This is a genomic window from Halovenus amylolytica (genome assembly GCA_004015825.1).
In the GTDB taxonomy this organism is placed as follows: domain Archaea; phylum Halobacteriota; class Halobacteria; order Halobacteriales; family Haloarculaceae; genus Halovenus; species Halovenus amylolytica.
Window position 1 is genome coordinate 26,947 of the sequence record SAYS01000010.1, and the last position, 25,659, is coordinate 52,605.

The 25,659-nt window shown below is 61.9% G+C and carries 19 protein-coding genes and 1 pseudogene; 10 read left to right on the forward strand and 10 right to left on the reverse strand.

Going from position 1 to position 25,659, the window contains the following annotated elements; translation table 11 throughout:
- Positions 1 to 216 precede the first annotated feature (216 nt).
- A complete protein-coding gene (locus EOW68_RS10030; protein WP_431358853.1) occupies positions 217 to 870 on the forward strand; it encodes a cupredoxin domain-containing protein in 654 nt (217 codons plus the stop codon).
- 76 nt (positions 871 to 946) lie between these two features.
- Here EOW68_RS10030 and EOW68_RS10035 read toward each other — a convergent pair whose 3' ends face one another.
- Together EOW68_RS10035 and EOW68_RS10040 are read right to left on the reverse strand one after the other, a co-directional pair.
- On the reverse strand, positions 947 to 1,885 hold the full coding sequence (locus EOW68_RS10035) for a winged helix-turn-helix transcriptional regulator (protein WP_128225023.1): 939 nt from the start codon (positions 1,883 to 1,885) through the stop codon (positions 947 to 949).
- A 164-nt stretch (positions 1,886 to 2,049) separates the two neighbouring features.
- Positions 2,050 to 3,300, reverse strand: coding sequence for a hypothetical protein (locus EOW68_RS10040; RefSeq protein WP_128225024.1), 1,251 nt, complete (start codon positions 3,298 to 3,300; stop codon positions 2,050 to 2,052).
- Between the two features lie 165 nt (positions 3,301 to 3,465).
- Between EOW68_RS10040 and EOW68_RS10045 the strand changes: the two genes are divergently transcribed.
- From EOW68_RS10045 to EOW68_RS10065, 5 genes are read left to right on the forward strand one after another with little or no spacing between them, the layout of a single operon-like run.
- Positions 3,466 to 4,674, forward strand: a complete 1,209-nt coding sequence (locus EOW68_RS10045; protein ID WP_128225025.1) for a vWA domain-containing protein — start codon at positions 3,466 to 3,468, stop codon at positions 4,672 to 4,674.
- A 15-nt stretch (positions 4,675 to 4,689) separates the two neighbouring features.
- On the forward strand, positions 4,690 to 5,913 hold the full coding sequence (locus tag EOW68_RS10050) for a protein kinase domain-containing protein (protein WP_128225026.1): 1,224 nt from the start codon (positions 4,690 to 4,692) through the stop codon (positions 5,911 to 5,913).
- Between the two features lie 2 nt (positions 5,914 to 5,915).
- Positions 5,916 to 6,977: a protein phosphatase 2C domain-containing protein gene (locus tag EOW68_RS10055; RefSeq protein ID WP_128225027.1), complete on the forward strand. Its 1,062-nt coding sequence runs from the start codon at positions 5,916 to 5,918 to the stop codon at positions 6,975 to 6,977.
- Between the two features lie 47 nt (positions 6,978 to 7,024).
- Positions 7,025 to 8,335 (forward strand): double zinc ribbon domain-containing protein, encoded by a 1,311-nt coding sequence (locus EOW68_RS10060; RefSeq protein ID WP_128225028.1) that lies wholly within the window; start codon positions 7,025 to 7,027, stop codon positions 8,333 to 8,335.
- A 13-nt stretch (positions 8,336 to 8,348) separates the two neighbouring features.
- Complete coding sequence (locus EOW68_RS10065) at positions 8,349 to 9,539, forward strand: zinc ribbon domain-containing protein (RefSeq protein ID WP_128225029.1); 1,191 nt, start codon at positions 8,349 to 8,351, stop codon at positions 9,537 to 9,539.
- Positions 9,540 to 9,626: 87 nt separating this feature from the next.
- On the opposite strand, the gene EOW68_RS10070 is transcribed toward EOW68_RS10065, so the two are convergent.
- Complete coding sequence (locus tag EOW68_RS10070) at positions 9,627 to 10,721, reverse strand: molybdopterin-dependent oxidoreductase (RefSeq protein WP_128225030.1); 1,095 nt, start codon at positions 10,719 to 10,721, stop codon at positions 9,627 to 9,629.
- Positions 10,722 to 10,775: 54 nt separating this feature from the next.
- Between EOW68_RS10070 and EOW68_RS10075 the strand changes: the two genes are divergently transcribed.
- Positions 10,776 to 11,483, forward strand: a complete 708-nt coding sequence (locus EOW68_RS10075; RefSeq protein ID WP_128225031.1) for a hypothetical protein — start codon at positions 10,776 to 10,778, stop codon at positions 11,481 to 11,483.
- A gap of 28 nt (positions 11,484 to 11,511) precedes the next feature.
- Here EOW68_RS10075 and EOW68_RS10080 read toward each other — a convergent pair whose 3' ends face one another.
- Positions 11,512 to 12,816: an MFS transporter gene (locus tag EOW68_RS10080; protein ID WP_128225138.1), complete on the reverse strand. Its 1,305-nt coding sequence runs from the start codon at positions 12,814 to 12,816 to the stop codon at positions 11,512 to 11,514.
- A gap of 465 nt (positions 12,817 to 13,281) precedes the next feature.
- On the opposite strand from EOW68_RS10080, the gene EOW68_RS10085 reads away from it, so the two are divergent.
- Complete coding sequence (locus EOW68_RS10085; RefSeq protein ID WP_431358854.1) at positions 13,282 to 14,487, forward strand: outer membrane protein assembly factor BamB family protein; 1,206 nt, start codon at positions 13,282 to 13,284, stop codon at positions 14,485 to 14,487.
- 5 nt (positions 14,488 to 14,492) lie between these two features.
- Here EOW68_RS10085 and EOW68_RS10090 read toward each other — a convergent pair whose 3' ends face one another.
- Positions 14,493 to 15,929 (reverse strand): ribonuclease FAU-1 family protein, encoded by a 1,437-nt coding sequence (locus tag EOW68_RS10090; RefSeq protein WP_128225033.1) that lies wholly within the window; start codon positions 15,927 to 15,929, stop codon positions 14,493 to 14,495.
- A gap of 244 nt (positions 15,930 to 16,173) precedes the next feature.
- Between EOW68_RS10090 and EOW68_RS10095 the strand changes: the two are divergent.
- Positions 16,174 to 17,507, forward strand: a pseudogene (locus tag EOW68_RS10095) (RNA-guided endonuclease InsQ/TnpB family protein).
- Between the two features lie 14 nt (positions 17,508 to 17,521).
- On the opposite strand, the gene EOW68_RS10100 reads toward EOW68_RS10095, so the two are convergent.
- From EOW68_RS10100 to EOW68_RS10110, 3 genes are all read right to left on the reverse strand, one after another.
- The gene (locus EOW68_RS10100; protein WP_128225034.1) at positions 17,522 to 17,683 is read right to left on the reverse strand and encodes a preprotein translocase subunit Sec61beta; all 162 of its coding nucleotides are present in this window, start codon (positions 17,681 to 17,683) and stop codon (positions 17,522 to 17,524) included.
- A gap of 46 nt (positions 17,684 to 17,729) precedes the next feature.
- Positions 17,730 to 19,367, reverse strand: coding sequence for an acetate--CoA ligase (locus EOW68_RS10105; RefSeq protein WP_128225035.1), 1,638 nt, complete (start codon positions 19,365 to 19,367; stop codon positions 17,730 to 17,732).
- A gap of 193 nt (positions 19,368 to 19,560) precedes the next feature.
- Complete coding sequence (locus EOW68_RS10110; RefSeq protein ID WP_128225036.1) at positions 19,561 to 21,822, reverse strand: PAS domain S-box protein; 2,262 nt, start codon at positions 21,820 to 21,822, stop codon at positions 19,561 to 19,563.
- A 171-nt stretch (positions 21,823 to 21,993) separates the two neighbouring features.
- Here EOW68_RS10110 and EOW68_RS10115 point away from each other — a divergent pair, with 171 nt between their 5' ends.
- Complete coding sequence (locus EOW68_RS10115) at positions 21,994 to 23,118, forward strand: acyl-CoA dehydrogenase family protein (RefSeq protein ID WP_128225037.1); 1,125 nt, start codon at positions 21,994 to 21,996, stop codon at positions 23,116 to 23,118.
- Between the two features lie 27 nt (positions 23,119 to 23,145).
- Here the strand turns inward: EOW68_RS10115 and EOW68_RS10120 are convergent, their stop codons facing one another.
- The gene (locus tag EOW68_RS10120; RefSeq protein ID WP_128225038.1) at positions 23,146 to 24,561 is read right to left on the reverse strand and encodes a PAS domain S-box protein; all 1,416 of its coding nucleotides are present in this window, start codon (positions 24,559 to 24,561) and stop codon (positions 23,146 to 23,148) included.
- Positions 24,562 to 24,715: 154 nt separating this feature from the next.
- A complete protein-coding gene (locus EOW68_RS10125; RefSeq protein ID WP_128225039.1) occupies positions 24,716 to 25,546 on the reverse strand; it encodes an MBL fold metallo-hydrolase in 831 nt (276 codons plus the stop codon).
- Between the last annotated feature and the right edge of the window lie 113 nt (positions 25,547 to 25,659).

Sequence of the window (25,659 nt, forward strand, 5' to 3'; positions counted from 1 at the left end):
CGTCTGAACTCACCGCTAGCAGTTGAAGGGGCTGCTGTGTCCGCTCGACGCGACTCTCTCGCCGGGATCGAGTCAATGTCGTTCGAACCTTTCGACGCATTCTACAATATCTATTATATCCTGATGGGCCACGGATAGGATGGGGGATGCAGACACCCGTATCCCCCTCCCGCACTGCGATCAGACCCCCTGCCCCTTTCACCCACATCGCTACTCATGACAGACACACTCTCACGACGTCGCATGATCGGTCTCACAGTTGGAGCAGCCACAGTCGCACTCGCGGGCTGTTCTGGCGGCGGCGACGAATCGGACGACGAGAACACCGGATCGGGATCACCGGAGAACGAATCCGGTACCGGTCCCGGAGAGGAACCGAGCGGCAACGACTCCGAAGAAGACACTGAAACTGTAGCCGAGGAGGATGGTGATGGAAACGACACCGAGGACGATGCTGCAGCCGAATCCGAAGCGAACGTCGTGGCAGTTGGCCCCGAAGAGAGCCCGACGATGTTCGAGCCGGAAACACTGACCGTCGAATCTGGCACGACAGTGACCTTCGAGTGGGCAACGGACAACCACAATATCGTCGTCGAATCACAGCCCGAGGACGGTGATTGGGACGGACAGGCGGAAATCGAGAACACCGGCTACACCCACGAACACACGTTCGAAGCCGACGGCGAGTACGAATACATCTGTGAACCACACGCACCCGATATGCGCGGTGTCGTCGTCGTCGAGGGCGGCATGGACGGTAGTGCCGACGACTCCGGAAACGGTACTGACGACCCGGAAAATCCGACTGAAGATCCGACGAACAGCACCGAGGACCCCGAAAACGGGTCCGACACTGACAGCACCCAGTAACACGCTGACGTTACCGGCCCTCCAGCGCTGCGATCACTCCTTTTATTCCGGTTCGGTATCCCGACGACGCTCGGATTCAGTCACTCACACTCCGTGCAAGCGTCTCCGTCTCGGCAGTCCCGGCGCTCAGTGCACGACGAACGTCCGGTTCGAGCGTCGTCACGACGCGTTTCCCGTTGCGCTCCCGGTCGACGAGATCGGCTGTTTCGAGTCGCGACAGATGGTGTGACACTGTACTCGGCGAGCGGTCGATCTCCGCTGCGATCGTCGTCACCGTCGCCGGTTCGGTCGTCCGAACAGCCGACAGCACGCTTTTGAGCGCGGTATCGTCGACCGCCACCGTTAGCGCTCGCTCTTTTGACTCGTAGCCTGCCGGGAAGAGACGGACGTTCCCCCAGAGATCCACCTTGTCGACGAGCGATTCCTCTTCGAGAATACGGGTGTGATAGCGCACCGTGGACTCGGAGACGTCGGTGTCGCTGGTGAGTTCTGCCAGCGTCAGGCCGGCATCTGACTGTATCCGGTCGTGCAACGCAGCACGGAGTTCGTGTTCCAGTGGATCCGAACTATCGTACCGGCTGTATCCAAGCAGGGTCAACAAAACCGGTGGTGAGATGTCCTCCGCGTGCGAAGAGATCGTATTGATCGTCGTCTCGGTGGGACCGATCTCGTATGGGAGTGAGTCGCCAGCTCGATACGTCGTCCCCTGTTCGCTTCCGTGATCGTTCAGACTGTAATCGAGTTTGTGATCACTGAAACGATACTCGCCTTCCGCGGACAGTTCGTCGGACGCGGTATCCGGTTCCAGGGAGTCGAGTGGTGTCTCGTCTCCTGGTTCTGTGGAGGCCGTCAGATCCTGTGTGCTCGCCGCTGTCGTCGGCGATGCAACGACTGCTCCCGCTGCCAGCTGTGTCGAAACTAGCACGACGAGGAACACGGCCAGGAGTCCGAGCAGATGGGAGGAGAGTAGTTGCGAACGATCCAGCTGACGATCTGTGTCTCGGGAGGAGGGCACAGTTCAGTTACGGAGCCAACCCGAGTAAAAGTCGGTCACTTTGTTAACGATATCTGCAGGAAAGCTACCTAATGTGACAAAACCTGCAACTATCTTCGGGTAGTTCTATCCAACTTCTATGCTTCTTCGTTCGGGACTGTGCTCCCGGCAGGGGACGGGGCTGGCTACGGCTGGTCGAGAAACAGGGTGAGGTGACTGATCAGCGTCCGATCCTCCAGACCACCCGCCAGCGCGCCGGAGAGCACACCGATCGTACTGATGAACGCGCCCGTCCGGACGAGGTCGACGAGGCCGACGACTGGCTCTTCTAGACTCGGCCAGTTGGACATCAGATTCGGTGGAAAGACGACCAGTTCGATGACGAGCATGATACCCCAGACGAGCGAGAACAGCCCGACCATCACGAGTACGAGGACGAGTACCACCGTGACGTTGACCAGTGCCGTATGCTCGGTGACGATTTCGTGGTGCTTTCGTGGGAACGTCAGTTTCTGTGCGAACAGGAGATAGAGGGCAGCAGTGAGGATACTCGTGACCGCGAACAGCCCGGCAGTTACGTTGCTCAGATGGAAGCCGACATCCCACGTCTCGGCGCTGAAGACGATGACGAGTGTCGGCGCGACTGCTGCCGTCGAGAGTTTCGGCAAGGAAAGCGGTAGCAGCGGTGCTCGACTGTTGATCACTGCCTGGGTGACTGCGCCGGAGTTTCGAACCGCACTGCTGGCGTGAAACCCCAGCCGCGCAACTGGCCCCCGCGGGGTCGTCTCGGTTGCGGGAACCTCTCTCGCCATCCGACGGAGGGTTCGCTTCACGTCCGCGTCCATCGGCGGGATCTCCCGTCGTTCCGGCTCGAACTGAAACGGTTCCATGACGCCTCCGTCGGCGTCGCGGTGGTGCGCGCCAAGTACGTGTCCGACGAGGTGAATCAACAGGGTCGCCCCGTTCCAGCGGACAGCCGCCTCATCGAGCGGGCGTTTCGATTTGCCGCGTGGTGCGCTCCGTAAATTCGCTGTCGAGACGACGAGGACGCGGGCAAGCGGCGATGCCAGCCCGGGAACGAACCGCTCCCTGCTCGAAACCAGCTGGACGTCTGTCACCACGACGATCATATCGTAGGGTCCCTCGACCATCTGGTGGGTGGCGCGGTCGAGAAACTCCGACGGCCGGCGACGGTCGTGATCGGAGAGTCGTGCCGGCTCTTCCAGGTAGAACTGCCAGCTCACGTCCGTCGCCGACGCCAGTTCACCGACTGCATCCTCGGCCGCCTGTGTCGCGAACGACCGCAGCTGATCAGGATCGGAGTCGGGCGCGTGGGCGACAAACATCCCAACGTCCACCTGCAGATCGACAGCGCCGTCACAGCTGGCCGCGACCAGCTCGGGGTCTGCCTGGCCAGTTCGTCGAGGATTTTCCATTATACTAACAGTTCACTGGGAGCACACTTCAGGCTGTGGCGGTGAACCGGGGGAGAGTGGCCGGGTTGGCCTCTTTAGGAGTATCCTATCTAGAGTTAGAAAAATACTACTCGATTCACACCTGCCGTGCTAAGATTGATACGATGGCACCCCGATGCAACAGGTATGGTCCCGGAGATTTCGACTGCGCTCAATCGTCCATATATTCCGTCGAGTGGAACGAAACTAACAGCTAATATCGACGTCAGCCCCGGTAAAAAACAGACTGCGGTCGAACGCCACATCGCGCTCTGTATCGATACGAGCGGTTCGATGTCGGGGGAGAAAATCGAGCGCGCCCGCGAGGGTGCCAGCTGGGTGTTCGGCCTCCTCGAAGCTGACGACTACATCAGTATCACGACCTTCGACTCCGACGCAGAGCGCGTGCTCGGTCCCTCCCGGTGGGGCGACCTCACCAGAGACGAGGCGATAGCGTGTGTCGAGGAACTCACCGCCGGCGGCAAGACCGACATGTACGAGGGGATCGAGAACGCGAAAAACTCGCTGGAGTCGCTCAAGTTCTACGACGAGACCGCCGGGACGCCGGTTCGGCGGATTCTCGTGTTGTCCGACGGGAAGGACAAAGAACACGAACCGGCGGACTTTCGGGATATCGCAGTCGACGTCGACGAGTCTGGGATCCGGATCGAGGCGGCCGGGATCGGTGCGGAGTACAACGAAGAGACGATCAGAACGCTCGGGACGACGGCCCGTGGCGAGTGGACCCATCTCGAAGCGGCCGGCGATATCGAGGATTTCTTCGGCGATGTTGTCGAGCAAGCGAAAGACGTCGTCGCACCCGACGCGAGACTCGAAGTAACTCCTGCACCGGGTGTCGAACTCAGCGACGTCTATCGAGCGCTCCCGCAGGCACAGGAAGTCGAACTCGACTGGGAGGCCGAGACGGCGATCGTCAAACTGCCCGATCTGACCGAACGGGAGTCCCAGGAGGTCGTCATGCAGATCCACGCACCAGCAATCGAGGAGGGGCAGGAGCTGGGTGAGGTAGTCCTCGCGGAGGTGACCCTCACGGCTCGCGGCGAGGAGGCAAGCGACACCATCTCCGTCAGTTACACCGAGGACAACGAGAAACTCGCCGTGAACAACGAGGACGTCCAGCTGTCCCACCAGCAGACCGTCATCAAGACAGAACTGGGCAAAGGCAACGTCGAGGCAGCCGAAACGCAGGTCGAGAAGATGACACAGATCCACGGCAAGGAGACCGAAGTCGTCGCCGAGGCCAAACGCGAAACAGAGATCGTCAAGGAGGGTGGCCGTGCGGAGCAAAACCGTGCGACGAAGATCGTCACCGACGACGACGGCGTCCAGAAATAACCCCCGACACAACTGATGTCAGTACCAGAAATCGGCTCGCTCGTGGCCGGCCGCTACCAGATCGACGGGGAGGCCGGCCAGGGCGGATTCGCGACGGTCTATCGTGCCATCGATACCCATACGGGTGAGACCGTCGCGATCAAATACCCCAACTACGAGGGATCGAGCAACGATCCGGACGTCATCGAGGAGTACTTTCTGAAAGAAGCCGAGACACTCGAACGGATCGAGGCCGCCGGCGGCAACGAGAACCTGATGAGTCTGGTCGAACGGGGTGAGGACGACGGGACGCCGATGCTCGTCGTGGAGTACGTCGACGGTTACGAACTCGACGAGGCGATCGAACAGACCGGGCCACTTCCCGACGACCACGTCCGCGAGATTGGGATCGACCTCGCCGCTGCGATGAGTTTTCTCCACGAAAACGAGATCGTCTATCGCGACCTGAAGCCGGACAACGTGATGGTTGTCGAGCGCGGTGGGCGCGCAGTGCCGAAGCTGATCGATTTCAACACTGCGACGGGGTTCGATGCGAACGGGGAGGCCGCCGATTCCGGCACGACGATCCTCGGCCCGTACAAACCCACGGAGGTCGCCGAGGCGGGGAGTTCTGATTCCCGGCAGGGGCCGTGGTCGGACGTCTACTCGATCGGCAAGATTCTCCTCTTCTTGCTCAAGGGGACCGTCCCGAAAAAGGACGGTGTGAATCCCCGAGATTTCGGCGCGGACTGCGAGCCGTATCTGGCCTCGATCGTCGAGACAGCGACTCAGACTGCCTACGAGGATCGGTATCCCAACGCGACGGTGATGCAACAGGTGCTCACAGCGAAGGATCCGACGCCGCCACAGAAAGCGACGCTGACCTACGTCCAGGAGGACGAGACGTACACGATCTATCCCGGTGATACCCTCGGTCGGCGCTACGCCGAGGGGCCGACACCTTCGATCGCGATCGAAGACGACGGGGAGTATATTTCGACCGTGCAGGTCCAGTTCGAGTTCGAGGACGATCACTGGCGACTCCGGGATCGGAGCCTCAACGGCACCTACGTCCAGACCGGTGATGGCTGGCAGCGTGTCCTCTGTGAGACGGGCCGGGAGCGACTCGAAGCGCAGGGCGAGGATCCGACCGACCGGTACGGGCAGATTCCGCCGACGACCTACGAGCTGACGGACGGCGATCTGATCGCGCTCGTCCATCCGAGCTACAGCGTCACCTTCGAATTTCAGACAGGCTGACAATGAACTACGCAACCAACTACGATGTCGGTGACCGGAAACGAGCAGGTGGGATCAACGAGGACAGCGTTGCGATCAGCGTCTTCGAACAGGGCCACCGTGGTGGCCTGCAAGATCGCGGGGAGACAGAGGACGGGGCGCCGACGAATCGGAGTGTCGCAGTGTTCGCGCTCGCCGACGGTGCTGGCGGCCACGAGGGTGGCGACGTGGCATCCTACATCGCGACGACGGAAATCTGCGAACAGCTCGTCCCAGTGGCGATCGGTGCTGCACGGAGCGATCCGTCGCCGTTCGGTCTCGATTTCGACACTGGTGAACGGAGGGCCCCGGCAACCAATCTGGAGGCTGCGGTTGCGCAGGCCATCGTGAGCGCCCACCGTGAGATTCTCTCCTACGCAGCCGATTCGGGGATCGGCGCGTACACGACGGTCGTCGCGGGGATCTGTGCTGGTGGACAACTCCACTACGGCTGGGTCGGTGACAGCCGTGCCTACGTCGTCAACGAGGCCCGCGAAGAGATCACTCGGCTCACGAAAGACCACGCTGTCGTCGAGGAGCTTCGGGATGCAGGCAAAATCGACGACGTCGAGGCACACGTCCACCCGAACGGCAACGAGATTACGCGCGCGCTCGGCGGCCAGGGACACGAAGACCCCGAGAACGCAACAGTGAACGTCGAGACAGAGACGGTTGCACTGTTCGCGGAGGATATCGTCTTCGTGACCAGTGATGGGGTCATCGACGCCCAGACTGACGCGCCGACACTCCACGATAGCTATCTCGAAAGCGATCGGAGTGAGGCGGTCGCCGAGACGATCCGCGAGCGTGTCGTCACGGACGACAAACTCAGGGAGTGGATCCTGTCTGCGGGTTCCCTGGGAGACGTGACTGAAACGCTCATCGAGCGCGCCAACGAACGCGGTGGTAAGGACAACTTATCGACGATCCTGTTCAACGACCCCTCCTTGCCCGAAACGCCCGCAGACGGTGGGCTCCCGGTCCGTGCACGGGAACTCACTGATCCTATCGTCGACCGCGAAACCGTGATCTTTTCAGACGAGTGAATAGTTCGGTGCAAAAGGTTATTTTCCCCCATTACAACTGTGCTAATATGTCCGAAGGAACTGGTTTAACAGTCGAGTGTGAGGTCTGTGGGACGGCGTTCGATCCGACGGCCGCAGGCGGCTGGTGTACGAACCCCGAGTGTGGCGAGTGGAAGTACGACGGTGACGCGATTCCGGATCCGCCGGACGAAACCGGGACACGGGAGATTGACGATCCGGTCGCTGACGACGGTAACTCGGAGGTAACCTCGTCTGGGATCGTCGACCCGGAACCAGAGTACTCCGAGGTTACCGTCGAAAGTGACCAGATGGACGCAGTGAGTAATACTGAAAGCGAACCGAGTGGCGAGACCTCCGACGCAGTCGCTGCCGAGAGCGAACCAGCGACGGGCAGTCCTGAAGACCGGGGGACCGCGAGCGATGGAGTCGACACAGAGCGTGACGGCGTTGAAACGGAAGCGGAGGACGCGGATGAGCCCGTCGCTGAGGACAACGAAGCAGACGAGACAAGTCGCGGAGCCGACGAGACGGGCGAGACAGCCGACGAGACGGACGAAACGGTGGAGACAGTCGAGGGGACCGACGATGCAGATGCGGCAGTCGCCGAGGCCGACGGTGCAAGCGAGGCGGCCGAAACCCCGGAGCCCGAAGACAGCGATGCGGGATCCGAGAGTGAGGACGAGACAGGCGACGCCGAAATCATCTGTCCGGGCTGTGCCGAGCAACTCGATGCAGCCACGAACTTCTGTCCGAACTGCGGAGAAGATGTCTCGGCGGTCGAACCCGACAGCAAGGAGCTAACTGCCTGTCCAGCCTGCGGCGACGACGTCGATGCAGGCGATAGCTTCTGTGCGAGTTGCGGGGAGAACCTCGACGAACACAGGGGTCAGACGGCGCTGACGGAGTGTCCCGACTGTGGTGCAGCCGTCGACGACGACGATAGTTTCTGTGCCGACTGCGGTGAGAATCTCGACGACCACCGCGACCCCGGCGCTGGCGACGCCTCGGAAGCTGACGGGGCCGATCCGGACGCCACCGAATCCGCCGATGGGGCACCCGAATCACTGCTCCTGACGACACGAGACCGGGAGATCGCGGTCACCGACGGGGAGACCGTCGGCCGCAAACTCCGGGAGATACTCACGGAGACCGGTGGCGACGAAAACGACGCCGTCCGTATCCACCGTGAACACGTCCGGTTCGTTCGCGAGGATGGACAGTTCTACCTCGTCGACCTCGGCGAGAATCCGACCGAGGTAAACGGGAGTTCTCTGGCGAAAGGCGACCGAAAACGGATCTCACCCGGTGACGAAATCACACTCTCGGATGTCGCGACCCTCACAGTAGCCCACCCATAGGAGACGCTTTTCAATGGATACAGACCGACTCCGCCGTGGATTGACGATCTCCGTGCGTACTGTCGTGACCCGGGAGTGGCGACTGCTCGCTGGCACGCTCCTCGCGCTCTGTGGCTACGCGCTCTGGGTCGGTGCGACGGGGGCCGCGATCTCCCAGTTCGCCTCGTTTGCAGACGTCTCGACGGCTGTCGACCCGTGGACCGGGGAGACGACTGCGATCGCTGGGCTCGTCTTCGTCCTCTGGGTCGTGCTCCCAGCGATCGTGGCGACCTGGCTCGTCGACCGCGCGGTGACGAACGTCAGCGACAATCTCGAAGAGTACTACCGGATTACGCCGCTTCTGTTGCTCGTTCCGCCGGTGCTCGTGCTGGCCGGCGGACTTGCTGCGCTCGCGATCGTCGGGACTGGGCCGGCGTTGGCTGTCGTCCTCGTGGCGGCACTGTACTTCCAGATCCGGACACTCACCTACAGCTACCGCGTCTTTTCCTTTTCGTACCCGAGACTCCAGCAGCTTTCGCTGTTCGTGACCAGCACAGTCCTGTTGCTCACAGTACTGGTCGAAGCTGCAGTCGCCGCCGGCCGGGAACCCTACGCCGTCGATGCAGTCACTGGCTTCGGCGATCTGCTCGGATTCACCGGTGCCGGCAGCCTCGTCGACGGCACGGCGACGGCTGGTGGCTTCTCCGTTCGGCCACTTCTCGCAGTGGCGATCGCGACACCGCTCGTCCTCGGGAGTGGCTACGTCTGCGTACAGTTCGTCGTCGGACTCCTGGTACGACTCCGCGGCAACGAGCTTCCCCGCTCGAAACTGCGCACAGGCCAGCGGTATCCCGAGTTCGCGCGCCCGACGACGAAACGCCAGTCGAGTCTGTCGAGTTCGTCTGCGAGCGATCCGACCATCGCGACCGACGGATCGACTGCGGCCGCTTCGACAGCCAAATCGGCCGGAGAGATGGATTCGCAGGCGACGACGGCGGAGACAGACAACACAGCGGCGGGAGGAGACAGCGACACGCCCGCAGCCAACCAGCCGGCTGGCGACGACGAGGAAGACGTGACGCACACACGTGTATTCACACCGGAAGCGACGGACGACGAGACCAGAATTGCTGCCGAGGACGCTTCAGGCGAGGAGTGCCCGTTCTGTGAGGCTCCCCTGAATGCTGGCGCTGATTCCTGTGACAACTGTGGCGCGTCGCTGTGAACTGTTCGTACTGCCGGCTGTACATTCGGAAAAGAGATGCGCCACCCCAGGGTGGCGAAATTCGTCAGTTTCGGACAGCCCGCAGTATCAGTCCCTGTCCGTGAATCCGCTAATCAGCGTCACGAGCCACTGGGCAGGGTCGCCGTGGTGTCTGACCTCGACGCGGTCGATCCACTTCACCCACTGGAACCCCCGCCGGTCGGGGGCCACCAGCCGCAGCGGCCGGCCGTGGCCGTGCCGGAGTGGTTCGTCGCCGACGTGTGTCGCCAGCAGTGCATCTCGTGCCTCGTCGATCGGGAGACTCCACCGGTAGCCCGTCACGGAGACGAACCGGACGTAGGCCGCATCTGTCTCCGGTCCGACCGCGTCGAGCACGTCGTCGACACGAACACCGCGCCACTCCTGGACAGTGTACCAGCCACTCGTACAGTCGAGGAGTGCTTCCTCCCGTGTCTCCGGCGATAGCTCGTCGTAGGGTAGCTGGCGGGGACGCTCGACGGCCCCGGTGATGGTTAGCGACCACTCCGAGAGATCGATCCGGTCCGGATCGTCGGCGACCCAGGACGTCGGCGGAAAACTCCCGTTTCCTGTGCCCGCCTCCCGTCGAGACCCCGTCAGCCGGCGCTCCGAGCCGGGGGTGTTCAGCAGGTTGTTGATGGCCTCCTGCCCGCGGTACGTGAGCGCCCCAGCGACGAGCATGACCGAGTACTGCATCGACGTTCGACGCCGGTCGAAATCGACACGCCGCGGCGGCCGAAACCGACTCCGCTGGTGGACGACCATCAGCGCAAACAGCGTCAGTCCGAGTCCGACGTGGACGCTCAAAAAGTGGAAGTACGGGATCTCCGGATTGAAGCCGAACACCCAGGCCACCCCTGTGCCGATGGTTCCGAACGCGACGAGTGCTGTCAGCACCGAAAGCGCCGTCGTGGGCTGCCACTGGTCCGTATTCGTGATCCGGTAGCGAACCCGGGCGAGTTTGAACCCGAGCAAAACGACGAGGGTGAGTCCGACGACCCGGTGGATCCAGAACACCGGTGTCCACGACGGCGTCACGCCGAGAAACGAGACGATCCCAGTCGTGGCGGCGATGGTGACCGCCGTGAAAATCGACCAGTCGACGATCCGTGGCGGTGGGCGTAGCCAGTCGAGGGTCCGCTGAATCCTGCTCCCGCCACTCATGAGCAGTCATTAGTAGCTGGTGAGACAACAATGTGGTGGCGCTGGCCGTGGTGAGTGAGTATTATCGAACACGCAAACCGAACGGAACTGGTTGCAACACTACCGTTCTCTGTCTGGACCGACCTCCTGCCTGAACTCACCGCGGCGATAGTGTTTCCGATTGTACTCGGCTCGCTTCTCGTCCTCGCGTCGGTGACTGTCACCGTCCGATCTGTCCGGTCAGTCGGTCGGCAGGGCACGCTCCGAGAGTACGTCCCTGTTGTCGGGTTGCTCGTCGGAAGTCTGGGTGTGTTCGGGTCACTTCTTGTCGCCCTCGACCAGCCTGCATCTATCCCGGCGTTCCTCGCGGGTGCTGTCGGTGCTGTCTGCTGTTACGCGACAGTCCTCCCGGCACTGGTTGGGAATGGTCGCCAGACAGTGGCTCTCCAGGCTGTCGCAGTGCTTTCCATTCTGTGGATCGCTGGCTTTCTCGCGGTCGGGGCGACGGCCAGCGGTGGAACCGGCCACTACGAACTCGCGGCTCTCCTCGGAGTTCTCTCGATCGCTGTCCCCGTCGTTCGCACCGGTGTCAACCGCCCAGCAGAGGACAGACTGGCCACTCCTGGCAGGGGCTGGGCTGGCTGGCTGCTCCTCGGTGCTGCGTTTCTACTCCCGACGACGATCGGGGCGGTATTCGGCGAGGAGGTGCTGTTCGTCGCTTATCTGGCCGCGACCGTGGTCGGCTCGCTTCTCTGGTGGTTCAGTCGGCTTGCAGGATACTGACCAGTGGGTCGAAGATGTCGATCCCGCCCTACTCCTTCTCCGAGTTTGCTGGGACGGCATCGACGTTAAACTGGGATGGATCGGCGTTGGCCACCGCCGGCAGTCTCCGTAGCGAGGACCGTACAGCGACGTACAGCCCCGGGAAGGCGAACCCGACGGCAGCCAGCCCCATCGTCGCTGTAATCCCGAGCTGTTCGCCGACGAGGCCGCCGACCAGCGAGCCGATCGGTAGCGTCGCCGTGGCTGCGGTGCCCTTGATCGCAGAGATCCGGCCGAGAATGCTGGTCGGGAATACCTTTTGGTTCAGCGTCGCAATCAACACGGCGTCGATCCCGGCCGGCACCCAGGCGAGACCGAACAATCCGACGGTCAGTCCGACCGAGGGTGTCACCACCGACCCGAGCCAGCACACTCCGGCGAGCAGGTAGCTACCTGTGACCAGCCGACCGTAGGGGACTGTTTTCAGCGACGACGCGACTGCCGAGCCGACCACCCGACCGACGCCGAGCGCGCCCAGTAACAGCCCGTAGACTGTCGGCCCGCCGAGCGACGACCCGAACGCTGGCAGGAGTGCGAGACTCACACCGACGGCGAAGTTGGACACCGCCGAGAGGAACAGTAGCTCTACGAACACTGTCCCGCGGAGGATCTCGATCCCTGCACGGAGGTCGGCAACGTAGGTACGGATCGCGGATGGCTGGTCTTCGTGGCCACCGGCTACTGTCGGGATCTGCATCCCGGCGAACAGGATTGCTGCGACCACGAAGGTGGCCGAGTCGAAGACGAACAGTGCCGTCGTTCCGAAGACAGCGATGAATATTCCGCCAACTGCTTCGAATAGCGAGTCCACGCCGTAGGTAATCGTCCCCAGGGCCGAGTTAGTTCGCGAGAGCTGCCCGTCGGCGACGATCCGTGGGACGAGCGTGGACTGGACTGGGCCGATCAGGAGGTTCATCACCGCGAGTACCGGGATCAACGCAAAGAGGAGTTCGAGGGTGACAGTTCCCGTGACCGCCGCGATAGCCACCACGAGAACGACGACGCCCTGGACGAGTTGTGATCCCACGAGGATCGGTTTGATCCGGAACCGATCGACGACTGGGCCGGCGACGATCTGTAACAGGAAGGGGAGCAACAGAAGCGAGTTTGCCGCTCCCGTCAGGGCCGTCGACTCACCGAGCTCGAAGACGAGCCACAGGATCGCGATACTGTAGAGGCTGTCGCCGACGTTCGTCACGAACCGCCCGGCGAAAAACCGCAGGAAATTCCAGTTTCGCCACAGTGGCGGGTACTCGCTGGCTGCGGCCTGCGCCGATTCGGTGCGCTCGCTCATCGTCCTGTCCCCCCTGTGGATGTTCCACGGTGTTCCGAACAGCGTTGGAACTGGTGTGATTGCGTGCGATTCCTCGTCTGGTGGCCCCCACGTTCGACTGGTGTCGTTCGTCGTGGATTCCGACACCTGGGGGCCGCTGTGGAGTGCGACATCTGTGTGCGGCTGTCATCAGCAGAAGTTGCAACTACGGAAGCCGTAGTGAACCGACCCGAGTGCTGCAGCTATCCGGCCTATTGCGCGGCCGGCGGTGCGAGGGGATCAAAAATCGGCGCCACCGGAACATTTCGGGTCATACGCCGCTACACTCTGTCGATCACACTGTTATGTATTATATTTGTCGGTTACGATCGGTCGACTTCCCGTATCGTTGCACTGTCGGTCTCGATGCACGCGCCTCTCTCAGTCTCTCCGAGAGAGAAATTGTTTGTCAATTTAAGTGGTTCGTTGAGTAGATCTAGAACACAGATGCGACGGAGAGAGTATCTCGCACTCGCCAGTGCATCAGTGCTGGCTACGACCGCCGGCTGTCTGGGTGCGGACGACGGATCGACCGGTGAACTGCGGATGAGCCGGTACGATCCGGGAAACACGGCCTACGTACCCGACGGAACGGGACCGACCGACGACGTTACCGAGGAGTGGTCCTTTACTGCCGACAGCTCGATCTGGGCTCCGCCAGCAGTCGTCGATGGTACTGTCTACACAGCCACCGGCGATGGGATCGTCTACGCACTCCGTGATGGCGACGAGGAGTGGTCCTTCGAAGCCAACGAGGGCGTGATGACGACACCGGCAGTCGTCGATGGCCGGATTTACGTGGCCGAGGGGTGGCTCCTCGATGGCTCGACTCCCGAGCAGACGACCATCTACGCGCTGGACGCCGCAGACGGGGAGATGGAGTGGGAGTTCGACCCACAGGAGCAGGCCAGAATCCCGGCAGTGGTCGACGGAACTGTCTACGCCTCGGCTGGCGAGACAGTGTACGCGCTCGATGCCACCGACGGCGACGAGGAATGGACGTTCGACGTCGAGGGCAGGGCTGCCTCACTGCCTGCCGTCGCTGACGGTACCGTTTTCGTGGCCACAACTGAATCTACGGTTATCTACGCGCTGGATGCCGACACCGGCGACGAACGGTGGTCTGTGACGCCCACCGGGGACGAGGGGTCGTTCGTCGGCGCTCCGTCGGTCTCGGAGGAAACACTGTATCTCGTGTTCTCCGATGGATCGACCGCGACGCTGCACGCGATCGATACCGCCGACGGTGAGTTCCGCTGGGAGTTCGAGTTCGCCGGCACGTCGGCCTGGCCAGCGGTGAGCGAGGATCTGGTCCTCGTTGGCGAACTCGTCGCCGGCTCGGAGGCCGGGCCTGCAACCTGCTACGCGATCGATGCTGCGTCCGGTGACGAGGAGTGGTCTGTCGAGGGGTCGGTGGAGTCGAACCAGTGGGTCGCACCAACGGTCGTCGACGAAACGGTCTACTCGGCGACGTTCCCGGCACCGAGTGACGACACAGGGACGCCCACCGTGCAGGCGCTCGCACTCGACGACGGCACTCGGCGCTGGACACGCGATGTCGAAACCGACGAGTTTCTGAATGCATCGAGTGTGGTCGACGGAACTATCCACGTCAATGCCGGGGATACGCTGTCCGCCTACACCGAAGAGTAGGGGAGCTACAGCGCGTTTTCGACGGCGCTCGCGACCTTGCGGGCTTTCTCCGCGAGCGGTTCGGGAACCCTGTCGGCCGCGACTGCTGCGGTCAGTTCGTCGTCGTCGACGCGCTCGACTGTGCCATCGGGTTTCTTGACCACGTCGACGTGGAGGTCGACGTACCGGACCTCGCTCGGAAACACTTCGACCGGCGTGCAGATATTGACGTAGGTGCCCTTCGAGGTCCCGTCGCGTCGGTAGACGGTCGGATACCACCAGCGGCCTTCCGTGAATTTCGTCGTAGCAACGTCTCCGGGTTCTCGTTTCGTTCCGAGCGCGTCGTACGTTCCGCGCGAGGACATCTCCCGCTCGACGGTCAGCTTTCCGTCCGATCCCCGGTCGGTCACCTCGCCTGGGCCGAGGTCGATCACGTGGCCGGCCGGCTTGCCGTGGCCGATGCTGACAGCGTCGCCGACCTGTGGACCGAACTGCCCGGTGACGACGTCGAAGGGAAACTCGCTGCCGACGTCGCCACAGATCCTCTCGACGAAATCGACGGCCATACTCGCCGACTCGGCTCCGGCCTTGATCCGGTGGTGGCCGACCATCGTCGTCGTGGCTGACCGCCGTTTCTCGTCGAGTGCGAACCGTGATTCCCGGCCGAACCAGAACCAGACCGTGCGGTCGCCACGGTGGTAGCCGTATGGTGCCATCTCGCCGGGGTCCGAGTGATCTGCGAGCGCCTCGTCGACGGTCTCTGCGCGTGCTCCCAGCGTCTCGATCACAGCGGAGAGTTCGTCGAGGTCGGCGTCGTCGGCCGTTCGATCCCAGCTGATCGCCCAGCCCTCGGGTGTTTCGGCCGGGAGGATATCCGCCAGATCGGGCTGGCCCGATCCTGTCGTCCCACCGCGGGTCAGCGTCGCGAGTCCACCCTCCACTCGGATGGTCGTATCGAGCAGCGGTCGGTCGTCACTCCAGGGTGGCTGTGACTCCGTGACCTGGACGAGGAGTCGGTCGCCCTCCTCGACTCGGTCTGCCGTCTTCGAATACGGAAGAAACCCCGCAGTCTGGTCGTCAGCTGGGAGTGGATCGCTGGGTTCCGCGCTGCTGGCCGGTGGGTGATCGTCGGCTGTTGCACATTCGAGGACTGCGCCGCTACCGAGTGTTTCGACGACCGCTCCCGCGAAGATGCCGCCGCGAGGCAGCGAGGCTTGCCACGCGAGCGTATCGAGTGCCAGCTCACTGAGCCGGTCGATTGCCGCTTCGTATGCGCCGCTGTCGGTGCTGGTGTCGTGCACGCCGATTCCCTGTCTGTCTGCCGTCGTCTCGACAGTACTCTCGGCTGGAGCCATCGAAAACGAGTCGTCGAACCGATCCCGAATCGCCGGTGAGGCCTGGACGACATCGTCGAAGAGAGCTGTCAGCGCCGTCGTGTAGATGCCGCGAACCCGAACAGTCATCGGTCGCAGGTGTGGGCCGGACAGGCAAAGCTTCTCCGGGTTGGGAAAATAGGCGAGTCTCGGGAGACGGACGCGAGAATCAGCGTAATTCAAGGTGGAACCTCCGATCTTAAGGAGCGAGCGTAGCGAGCGAATAGGTCGGAGAGGAAACCGACACAGTACGACACCAACCACGCTCGATGGTTGGCCGACTCCCTACGGGCCGTTATTAATATAAAGATATAGACTCACATCTGAAACACGGATGGAGGTACGTCGCACTGTCCCAGTCAAACTCGACGTGGCTGACAGCGACGCTGCTCTCCTCCACGAAACCATCTCCGAGTTTCTGTGGGCCGCCAACTACGTCGTCGACCACGCGTGGCAAGGCGATTACAAGATTACGAGTAAAGCCGAACTCCAACGCGAAACCTACGACGATGTACGGGCTGAGACGAGGCTTCAAGCAAATCTCGTCCAGAACGCCCGCAACAAGGCTGCTGACGCCGTACAGAGCGTGGTTGCCCGCTGGAAGCAAGGTGACTACGCGGGGAAGCCGCACTTCTCCGCGCCAACACTCGTCTACGACAAGCGGTGTGCGACGTTCAACGACGACCACGTGACGCTCTCAACCGTCGACGGACGCATTACCGCTGAGTACGTTCTTCCGGACGAAAGCCGCGAGACGCCCTACTCGGAGTACCTGTTCAACGATGATTACGAAGTGACTGGTGGGGAACTCCACTACCGCGACGGCGAGTTCTACCTTCACGTCCGCACAAAGGCGGAGATGGAGTCCGAGACTGCCGACGACGGCAACGACGGGCACAGAACAGTCCTCGGCGTTCACAAGAGTGAAGCTCTTGTGCAGCCCATCAGAAATCTCCGATTTCTGAGGACGTTGACCTCGGCATCGAGAACCTCGCCGTCACTTCGACAGGTACCTTCTGGAACGGATCGGAGTTGAACCACTGGCACCGCGAGTTCGAGAAGCGGCGCGGGTCGCTTCAACAACGTGGAACGCGAGCCGCTCACGAAACTATACGGTCGGTCGGACACACAGAGACAGGCCGCTACGACCACTTCTTACATACTGTCTCGAAGGAACTTGTCGCGGAAGCCGTCGATAACGGCTGCGACGTGATTGCGTTCGAGAACCTGACGGGGATTCGTGAACGGATGCCGAACGCCAAGAAATTCCACGCCTGGGCGTTCCGCCGTCTGTTCGAGTACGTCGAATACAAAGCCGAGGTGGTCGGCATCTCGGTCGAACAGGTAAGTCCTGCGTACACGAGCCAACGGTGTTCGAAGTGTGGGACGACGCTCCGCGAGAACCGCCAGACACAAGAGCGGTTCTGTTGCCAGAAGTGCGGCTACGAAGTGAACGCTGACTACAACGCGGCGAAAAATATCGGCCTGAAGCAGCTCCGCTCGGCGCAAACGTCGTCGAGCGGAGGCGCACCCGTAAACGTGCGCTTGAATCGCGGGACGTTGAACGTGAACGGCGAGTATTCGCCTGCCAGCGACGGCGGCCAGAACGGGAGTCCATGCGAAAGCCCCACCCTCAATGAAGCGAACGGTGAAGCTGTGAGCAAGTAGTAGGGTGGGGTAGTTTACGCGAAGGCGTTGAGCAGGAGGACGAAGACACCGAGGAGCGTACTGAACGCAACGACTGTTTTCGGATCCAGACGCAGTCCTCGTGTTTCCTCGGCGTCGAAATACCGGACGAGACCGGCACTCGACATCAGCCCGCCGTCGCCGCTGTTCGAACTCATGACTGTATCTCGATAGCCAGCGGTTGTAAACGTTTCGACCGCCGTTCTAGTTTCGGAGTGATTTTCGGCGGATCTTCCCCGTCGATGTCGTCGGTAACTCCTCGACGAACTCGACGTATTCGGGGTACTCGTAGGCAGCGAGGTCGTCCCGAACCAGTTTGCGGATCTCCTCGCGCAGTTGTTCTGGATTCTCGGGCCAGGCGGTCGGCTGGACGAAGGCTTTGATCGCTTCGCCGTTCGTTTCGTCTGGTACGCCGACGACAGCCACTTGCTCGACTGCCGGATGGTCGAGAATCGCCGACTCGACTTCCATCGGCCCGACACGATACCCTCGTGTGAGAATAACGTCGTCGGACCGCGAGACGAACCAGAGGTAGCCCTCGTCGTCGCGCTCGACCAGATCGTCCGTCAGAAACCAGCCGTCGTCGGTCTGCTTTTCAGCGGTCTTTTCGGGCAGTCCGAGATACCGATCGAAGAAGACCTGCCGGTCGTCCGGCCACACTGCGAGTTCCCCGGTCTCCCCGTTCGGCAGTGGCTCGTGGCTCTCGGGATCGACCACCCGACACTCGTAGCCCGGCAGTGGTTTGCCCATGCTCCCCGGGCGCGTCTCGAACCACTCCGAGTTTCCGACGACGAGATTCAGTTCGGTCTGGCCGTAGAACTCGTTTATCGAGACGTCGTCGAAAGACCCCTCGACCCAGTCGACGATTTCGGGTGTCATCGGCTCGCCAGCGGAGGCGAACACCTCGACCGAGAGATCGAACTGGTCGGCTGGATCGTCGACGCTCATCAACATTCGGAGCGCCGTCGGCGGCATGAACGCGTGTGTCACGTCGTGTCGTTCGAGACACGAAAAGGCTTCCTCGGCGTCGAAACTCCCCCGGGGCCAGCCGACCACCGGAGCGCCGTAGTGCCAGGCGGCAAACAGCGTCCCGCCGAGTGCAGCGCCCCAGGCCCAGTCTGCGGGTGTCCACAGGATCGCGTCATCCAGCCCGCGGTCGAAGTAGTTGTACGCCGCCGCGGCGCGGCCGAGCCAGAGCGCGTGGCTGTGGACGACACCCTTCGGCGGCCCGGTGCTCCCGCTCGTGTACATCACCGCCGACTCGGTCTCCGGCGTCGAATCGACCGGATCGAATCCCGGTTCGTGGGAATCGAGGAGTGAGTCGTAGGCGTGGGCGTCACCCTCCGCAGTGGAGCCGAGTTCGATCACGTGTTCGAGCGTCGGGCAGTCCTCGCGGATTTCGTCGATCGTCTCGCGCACGCTGGGGTCGACGACGACCGCGACTGCGTCGCTGTCAGCGAGGCGGTACTGGAGTGCGTCCCGACCGAACAGTACTGTCAGCGGGACCGAGACCGCTCCGAGTTTCCAGTTCGCGAGGTGGGTGATCGGGTTCGCGGGTTTCTGGGAGACGACCACGCCGACGCGATCACCGCGGTCGACACCCAGCTCTGTGAGTGCCGCGGCCAGCCTGTCGGATCGGTCGTCGATGTCGCCAAAGGTTAGCTCCTCCGTGGGCTGATCCGTGCTTTCGTTTCCGCCTGTGTCGTATCGCAGCGCAACATCGGCGGGGTCGTGTTTCCGGCAGAGATCGGCGGCAGGGTTGTAGGTCGAGGGCAGCTCCCAGGTAAACTCCTCGCGGGCCTGTTCGTACGTCTCGTAGGCGTCCATCACCTGCCAGCTCATACTTCATCTGTGTTCAGCGACCGGATAGACGCTTTGATACTGCTGTGATAGATGAGGGGGATGGGTTGTTGGTTCTTCGTAGAATAATTCGATCCCGGAATCATGGTCCCAGGGCGTGTTCGGCACCATAGCCTCGCGAAGAGTTTTGTTCACAGTACTGACTACCCTGTACCCAGAAAACAAACCAACCTGCTCAGTCCTCTCCATCATCGGCAAGCGGGAGCGAAACGAAGACAGTCGTTCCATCGGTAACCTCGAAGGAGAGATCACCGCCGGAGGCTTCGACAGTCCAGTGGGCGAGCCACAGTCCGAGTCCGTTCGCGTGCTGGAGGTTCGTCTCCTCGCCGCGCTCGATACTCTTCCGTTCGTTACTGGGCAGCCCAGGTCCATCGTCCCGGATTGTCAGTACTGCAACGTCGTCTCGTACTTCGAGGTCCAGGTCGATCTCTGGAGCCTCGCCCGTATGTTTGCAGGCGTTTTCCAGCAGTTCCCACAGTGCGTCTTCGAGGACACTGGCTGCCTCGACAGTGGCCGTTCCGGAGATCGAATCGATCGTTGCGTCTGGGTACTTCTCGGCGGCGCGTTCTTCGAGGGAGGTGACGACCGATCCGAGATCGTACTCGTAGATCGAGAAATTCTCGAAGGCGCGCTCGATGCGTCGTGCCGTGCGTGCGGTATCGAGCAACTCGTCTGTGGTCCGCCGGGCGATAGACACTGCCCGCTCGTCGGCAATCGAGTCGTTGGTAACCTCTTCGAGGACTGCATCGATCACCTGCAGATCGTTCCGAAGGTTGTGTCGCAACACCCGATTGAAGATTTCGAGGCGTTGCTTCCGGCGCTTGCGTTCGGTGACATCCCGGACGTTCACCAGCGCTGCCGGCTCACCGTCGTGGTCGATCTGGGAGACCGCAATCTCGACTGTGCGGTGTTCTCCCTGGCTGTTCTCGATGCCGAGCTGGTACTGCTGGGGCGGGGATTCGCCGGTCATCCGCTGGTCGTAGCGCTCCCGGGCTACCTCCGAGTCCTCGGCCGTCACCACTTCTTCGAATGCCATTCCGAGCAGTTCCTCGCGGTCGTAGCCGGTAATGTCGAGCAGCCGGTCGTTCACGAAGACGTACTCGCCGTCCTGGACGACGCCGACACCGTCGTTGCTCTGTTCGACGAGTGTGGAGTATCGCTCCCGCTCGGCTTCCAGCTCGGTGATGAACCGTTCGAGATCCTTCCGCATCGTCGCCATCGAGGCACCCACGGTACCCGGGATCTCCTCGTCGAGGACGTCGGCGTCGAAGTTCTGTTGCGATAGTGCCTCTGACTGCTCGGCGATCGTCTCGACGTACTCCTGAGTGTTGCCGAAACTCTGCTGGAGTCGTCCAACCTCGTCGATCCGGTCGGTGTCGTCGATCTCGACGCTCAGATCCCCCTCTGCGATCGTGTCCGCCTGCCGGGAGAGCCGTTTGATCGCCCGGATCGGCCCGTACTGGATGAGCACGCCGATCAGCAGAAAGCCAAACACCATCGTTCCGAGCAGGAGCGCGAGATCACGCTGTACCTGTGTCGTCACCGCCAGCGCGTTCGACCGTGGGGCCTCCTTGACGACCACCCAGTCGGTCTCCGCGGCAGGGACGCTGTGATACCCCCTGACCTCGTTGTCGTCCAGCTCCGAGCCGCTGATGATCGAGAAGGGGTTGTCCCGTTCGAGAATCCGCCGTCCGACCTCGGTGCTCTCCCTGTTGCCCTTGTACCGCCGGAACTCGTCGGGATTCGTCGAGTCGAAGACGACGAAGGCACTCACGCCACCCAGTACGACCGTCTCGGTTCCGTCGACGATACTCGTAAACTCCTGGGCGCGGGTGCTGGTCCGGTACTCGCCGATCAGGACGTGCTCGCCGTCGTGCGTCGGCGACGCGATGGCGACGGACTGTTCGTCGCCGTCGAAGTAGACCCACGAGAGAATGACGTCGTTTCGCCCCTCGAAAAAGTACTGTCTGTCGTCGCCGTCGAGGTCCTCGCCCCAGTTGATACTGGTTTCGGCAAGCTCGCCGCCTTCGAGTTCCTGCTGTGTACTCGCGACGATTTCTTCTGTCGTGCCGTTCGTGGGCGGGTCCGATGGGCGCTTTGCGACGTGCAGTGCTGCTAATTCGGCTGGCATCTCGTCGAGTTCAATGCGGAGGGTGTTCCGTGTCTCTGTCGCGTTTCCGGGCTCGATCCCCTGGCTGGAGGAGAGGATCCGGATCGCCTCCTGTTCGCCCTCGATCCACTCCGCGAGTGCGTCGGCTTCGAGTTCGGCAGTCGCTTCGACGGATCCCAGCTGCTCGTCTGCGACCCTGTCAGAGAGCTGAAACGCCGTCACTGCGCCGATGCTGACGATGGTCGCGACGATAAGGACGGAGATTCCAAAAAGCTTGAGCGCATACCTCGACCGGAGTCGGTCGGGAAGATACTGGTCGAGGCTCATACCCCGACGATCGCCCTCACCGACTGCATTTTCCCAGCTCCGATACGGCCCCGGACCACGATCATATCCCAATTATTTCGATCAACGGAATAACGCTTTCCCTCGTCGTAGCTGGCCGCACAACGAATTCTCGCCCCGCTGATTTAGTAGCCGAGCGCCCAACAACGCGGTATGGAACTGACCGAAGAACAGCAGCTCATCCGGGAGACGATCCGTGAGTTCGTGGCCGAGGAGGTCACAGATCGAGCGCCTGCTGCCGATCAGAACCAGTCCTTCCCGGAGGATATCTGGGACGACCTCGCGGAACTAGGCGTTGCCGGGCTGACGATCCCGGAAGCGTACGGGGGGTTCGACGCCGACCAGCTCACCTACAGCCTCATCAACGAGGAACTCGCTCGCGGGGATCTCTCCCTGGCGACGGCGCTTTCCGTTCACTGTCTCGCGACCAGCTGTATCCGGGAGTTCGGCTCGGAGGCCCACAGAGAGCAGTGGCTCCCGAAGATGAACGAGGGACGCCCGGTCGGTGCCTTCGCGCTCTCCGAACCCGACGCCGGCTCGAACCCCAGAGAGATGAGTACCGAAGCCAGCGAAGACGGCGACGAGTACGTCATCAACGGCACGAAGCAGTGGATCACCAACGGGGAACGCTCCGGTGTCGTCGTCCTGTTTGCGAAAACTGACAGGGACGATTCCGATTCGATCACGCAGTTTCTGGTCCCGAAAGAGACCGATGGCGTCAGCGTGGGCAAAAAAGAGGACAAACTCGGCCTGCGAGCCAGTGATACGACGACGCTGGTGTTCGACGATGCCCGGATTCCTGCGGAGAACCGGCTGACACCCGTCGGTGAGGGGCTGAAAGCAGCGCTCTCGACGCTGACGAACGGCCGGACCGCGATCGCGAGTCAGGCCGTCGGTCTCGCCACGGCAGCCTTCGAGGAGGCCGTCGAGTACGCGAACGACCGCGAGCAGTTCGGCCAGCCGATAATCGAACACCAGGCTGTCGCCCACAAACTCGCCGAGATGCAGACACAGGTGCAGGCTGCCCGGCTACTCACCCGCGACGCCGCCCGGAAAAACGAGGGTGACGTCGATCCGGTGGCAGCGTCGATGGCGAAATATTTCGCGAGCGAGGCGGCCGTCGACGTGGCAGGCGAGGCGGTCCAGATCCACGGTGGCTACGGCTACACGAAAGAGTTCGACGTCGAACGGTATTTCCGGGATGCGAAGGTGACGACCATCTACGAGGGGACGACGGAGATCCAGAAAGAACTGATTAGCCGCCATCTAAAACAGTAACTGGCTAGCGAGACTCCGCGCGCTGCGTCATTCTTCGACGACCGAGACGCCAGTAATATCGAACTGTGCGCCACTGTCGGCCGTGTTCTGTACCTGGATCTCCCAGTCGTGTGCACCGACGACCTCCCTGACGATGGCGAGGCCGAGTCCGGTCCCCTCCGGTCTCGTCGTGAACCCGTCGTCGAAGATCTCCGCTGTGTGTTCTTTCGGGATCCCTGCACCGTCGTCCGAAATACGGAAGCCGACCGACTCCTCGTCACTTCCGAGGCGTTCGATCGTAACAGTCACCTCCTCGCCACCGTGCTGGATCGCGTTCCGGAAGAGATTCTCCAGTAACTGGACGAGGCGACTTCTGTGGGCCTCGATCACCTGTCCAGTTTCGACGGACAGCGTCGCGGACTCGGTCGCGACGGTGTTCCAGGCGTCCTCGGCCACCGCCGACAGTGACACCGGTTCGGTCTCGAACCCATCGCCTCGTTGTCGTGTGAGTGTCAGGACATCCTGGATGATCCGTTCCATCCGCTTGACCGATTCGTAGATGTCGTCGAGATGCGCCTCGGTTTCCGGATCCACATCGGCGACTTCGGGGAGCATCTCAGCGCGTCCGAGCGCGACATCCATCGGATTGCGGAGGTCGTGACTGACGACGCTGGCGAACTTCGAGAGGCGGCGTTCGCGCTGTTTGAGCCGGCTGATATCGTGCAAGACCGCGACGACTGCCTGTGGGTCCTCGGCTCCGGTCGGGATGGTTGTGATCCGACACTCTGTGGGGACGGTACTGCCGTCTTTGGTCTGGATGCCCACCTCGACGGTCGTGACGGAATCCTCCGCTTGCCGGGATACGTCCGTGATCGCCTGCTGAACAGCGTCGACGTCCTCGTCGTCGAAGATCAGTTCGAGTGTCTCTTCGAGTGCGGTCTCTGTCTCGTAGCCGGTCGTGGTTTCGAAGGAGTCGTTGACATAACAGAACCGGCCGTCCCGGTCCAGGGTACAGACTGGGTCGCTCACTGCCTGGACAATCGTCTCGTACCGTTCGAGTTCGTTCGCTCTGTTCTTGTCGGCTGTCACGTCGCTGGCAGCACCCACCAGTCCCGCGTACCTCCCGGCCGCTGTTTCTCTGACGGCGAGTTCGACGGCGACGGTCAGTCCTGTCCCGTCGCTCCGTTCGAGGACGAGTTCCCGTCGTAATCCGTCTTTGTCTCCGGTTCCAAACGCTCTGACCTGCTCTTCGACTGCCTCGAAGTGTTCCTCGGGAAATATTACCGTCGCGTTCGTACCCAGCAACTGCTCCCGTTCGTATCCCAGTAGATCGGCAAACGAACTGTTCACAAAGGATAGCTGGCCGCTCGCGTCGATCACAAATAGCCCGTCTTCGGTGCGTTCGACGAGATTCGCCAGTAGTTCGGGATCGTCCGGGCCAGCGGTACTCTCGTCGTCACTCATCGTTTCCCAGCCGTTCCCCGTCCTGTCTCGGTCCACTGGCCGAATCCGTCACAGCTACTACATATCCATCCAGCATACTCTCAATTACTACTGATAGCTGGCAGCCGACATAGATATACTTGCGTGTGACATATCGGATTGCCGGAACCACAACTCACAGCGAGACCCGATCGCCGATCTCGATGATCGACAGCTCTTCGGGGTACGGGAAGCTGTTGGCGTGGCGGTGGAGCACCGTCGGATCGGCGGTCATCCCCTTCCACATATCCCAGTGTGTCGGGAGCACGCGCTCGGCTTCGAGTTCGTTCGCAGCCTCGACCAGCATGTTCTCGTCGCTGTACCAGGTCGTCCGCTGCGGTTCGCCCGTCTCTTTGTCGGGAATCATTCCGGTCGATCCGAACGCCAGCACTGCGAGATCGACATCGTAGCGTTCGCCGATGGGTTCGAACTGTCCGGGTCTGGCGTCGCCACCGTGGACGAAGGTTCCGGCGTCGTGTTCGATGACGAACGCGACGGGATGCGCTGCATCGGGATCGTTTGCCGGTTCGGCCGTGATGGTGAGATCCCCGATCTCGATCGTGTCCCCGTCGTCGATCTCGGAGAGCTGGTCGGCAGACACCTCCCAGTTGCCGGTCCAGTCTTCGTCTTCGGTGACTTCGAGTCCAGCGTCGGTGGTGTAGTACTGGGCGCCCGTATTCGCGAGAATCGGGGCCTGACTCGGCCCGTGGACGTGATCTGTGTGTTCGTGTGTTCCGAGCACTGCGTCGGCTTCCTGCACGTCCTCGGGGTCGAACGGAACGGGGATCATCCGGAGTGTCCGTGGTGGATCGCCGAGGCCGAGATACGGATCGATGAAGACGGTCGTGCCGTCCGAACTTTTGAGTGCGAAGCCGTTACAGCCGAAATACCAGAGGTCGACGCCGTCGGGGTCGGCCGCTGCGATCTCCTTCGGGAGCCAGTCGCCCCAGTCGCTGTGGATGGTCATACTGTAGCATCTGATGGACGAGGAGTAAGCGTTTCGCCTTCGAGAATTAGTGGTAGATCGTTGAACGAGATAACGAACTGGAGTCAAACAAAACAAAGAACGCTCCAGTACAC

Coding starts and splice junctions, on each gene's coding strand:
- EOW68_RS10105 (WP_128225035.1), bottom strand. CDS start 19,367: ATGAGCTGGCAGGTGATGGACGCCTACGAGACGTACGAACAGGCCCGC.
- EOW68_RS10065 (WP_128225029.1), top strand. CDS start 8,349: ATGGATACAGACCGACTCCGCCGTGGATTGACGATCTCCGTGCGTACT.
- EOW68_RS10100 (WP_128225034.1), bottom strand. CDS start 17,683: ATGAGTTCGAACAGCGGCGACGGCGGGCTGATGTCGAGTGCCGGTCTC.
- EOW68_RS10040 (WP_128225024.1), bottom strand. CDS start 3,300: ATGGAAAATCCTCGACGAACTGGCCAGGCAGACCCCGAGCTGGTCGCG.
- EOW68_RS10090 (WP_128225033.1), bottom strand. CDS start 15,929: ATGACTGTTCGGGTTCGCGGCATCTACACGACGGCGCTGACAGCTCTC.
- EOW68_RS10115 (WP_128225037.1), top strand. CDS start 21,994: ATGGAACTGACCGAAGAACAGCAGCTCATCCGGGAGACGATCCGTGAG.
- EOW68_RS10060 (WP_128225028.1), top strand. CDS start 7,025: ATGTCCGAAGGAACTGGTTTAACAGTCGAGTGTGAGGTCTGTGGGACG.
- EOW68_RS10030 (WP_431358853.1), top strand. CDS start 217: ATGACAGACACACTCTCACGACGTCGCATGATCGGTCTCACAGTTGGA.
- EOW68_RS10055 (WP_128225027.1), top strand. CDS start 5,916: ATGAACTACGCAACCAACTACGATGTCGGTGACCGGAAACGAGCAGGT.
- EOW68_RS10050 (WP_128225026.1), top strand. CDS start 4,690: ATGTCAGTACCAGAAATCGGCTCGCTCGTGGCCGGCCGCTACCAGATC.
- EOW68_RS10120 (WP_128225038.1), bottom strand. CDS start 24,561: ATGAGTGACGACGAGAGTACCGCTGGCCCGGACGATCCCGAACTACTG.
- EOW68_RS10110 (WP_128225036.1), bottom strand. CDS start 21,822: ATGAGCCTCGACCAGTATCTTCCCGACCGACTCCGGTCGAGGTATGCG.
- EOW68_RS10070 (WP_128225030.1), bottom strand. CDS start 10,721: ATGAGTGGCGGGAGCAGGATTCAGCGGACCCTCGACTGGCTACGCCCA.
- EOW68_RS10080 (WP_128225138.1), bottom strand. CDS start 12,816: ATGAGCGAGCGCACCGAATCGGCGCAGGCCGCAGCCAGCGAGTACCCG.
- EOW68_RS10125 (WP_128225039.1), bottom strand. CDS start 25,546: ATGACCATCCACAGCGACTGGGGCGACTGGCTCCCGAAGGAGATCGCA.
- EOW68_RS10045 (WP_128225025.1), top strand. CDS start 3,466: ATGGTCCCGGAGATTTCGACTGCGCTCAATCGTCCATATATTCCGTCG.
- EOW68_RS10085 (WP_431358854.1), top strand. CDS start 13,282: ATGCGACGGAGAGAGTATCTCGCACTCGCCAGTGCATCAGTGCTGGCT.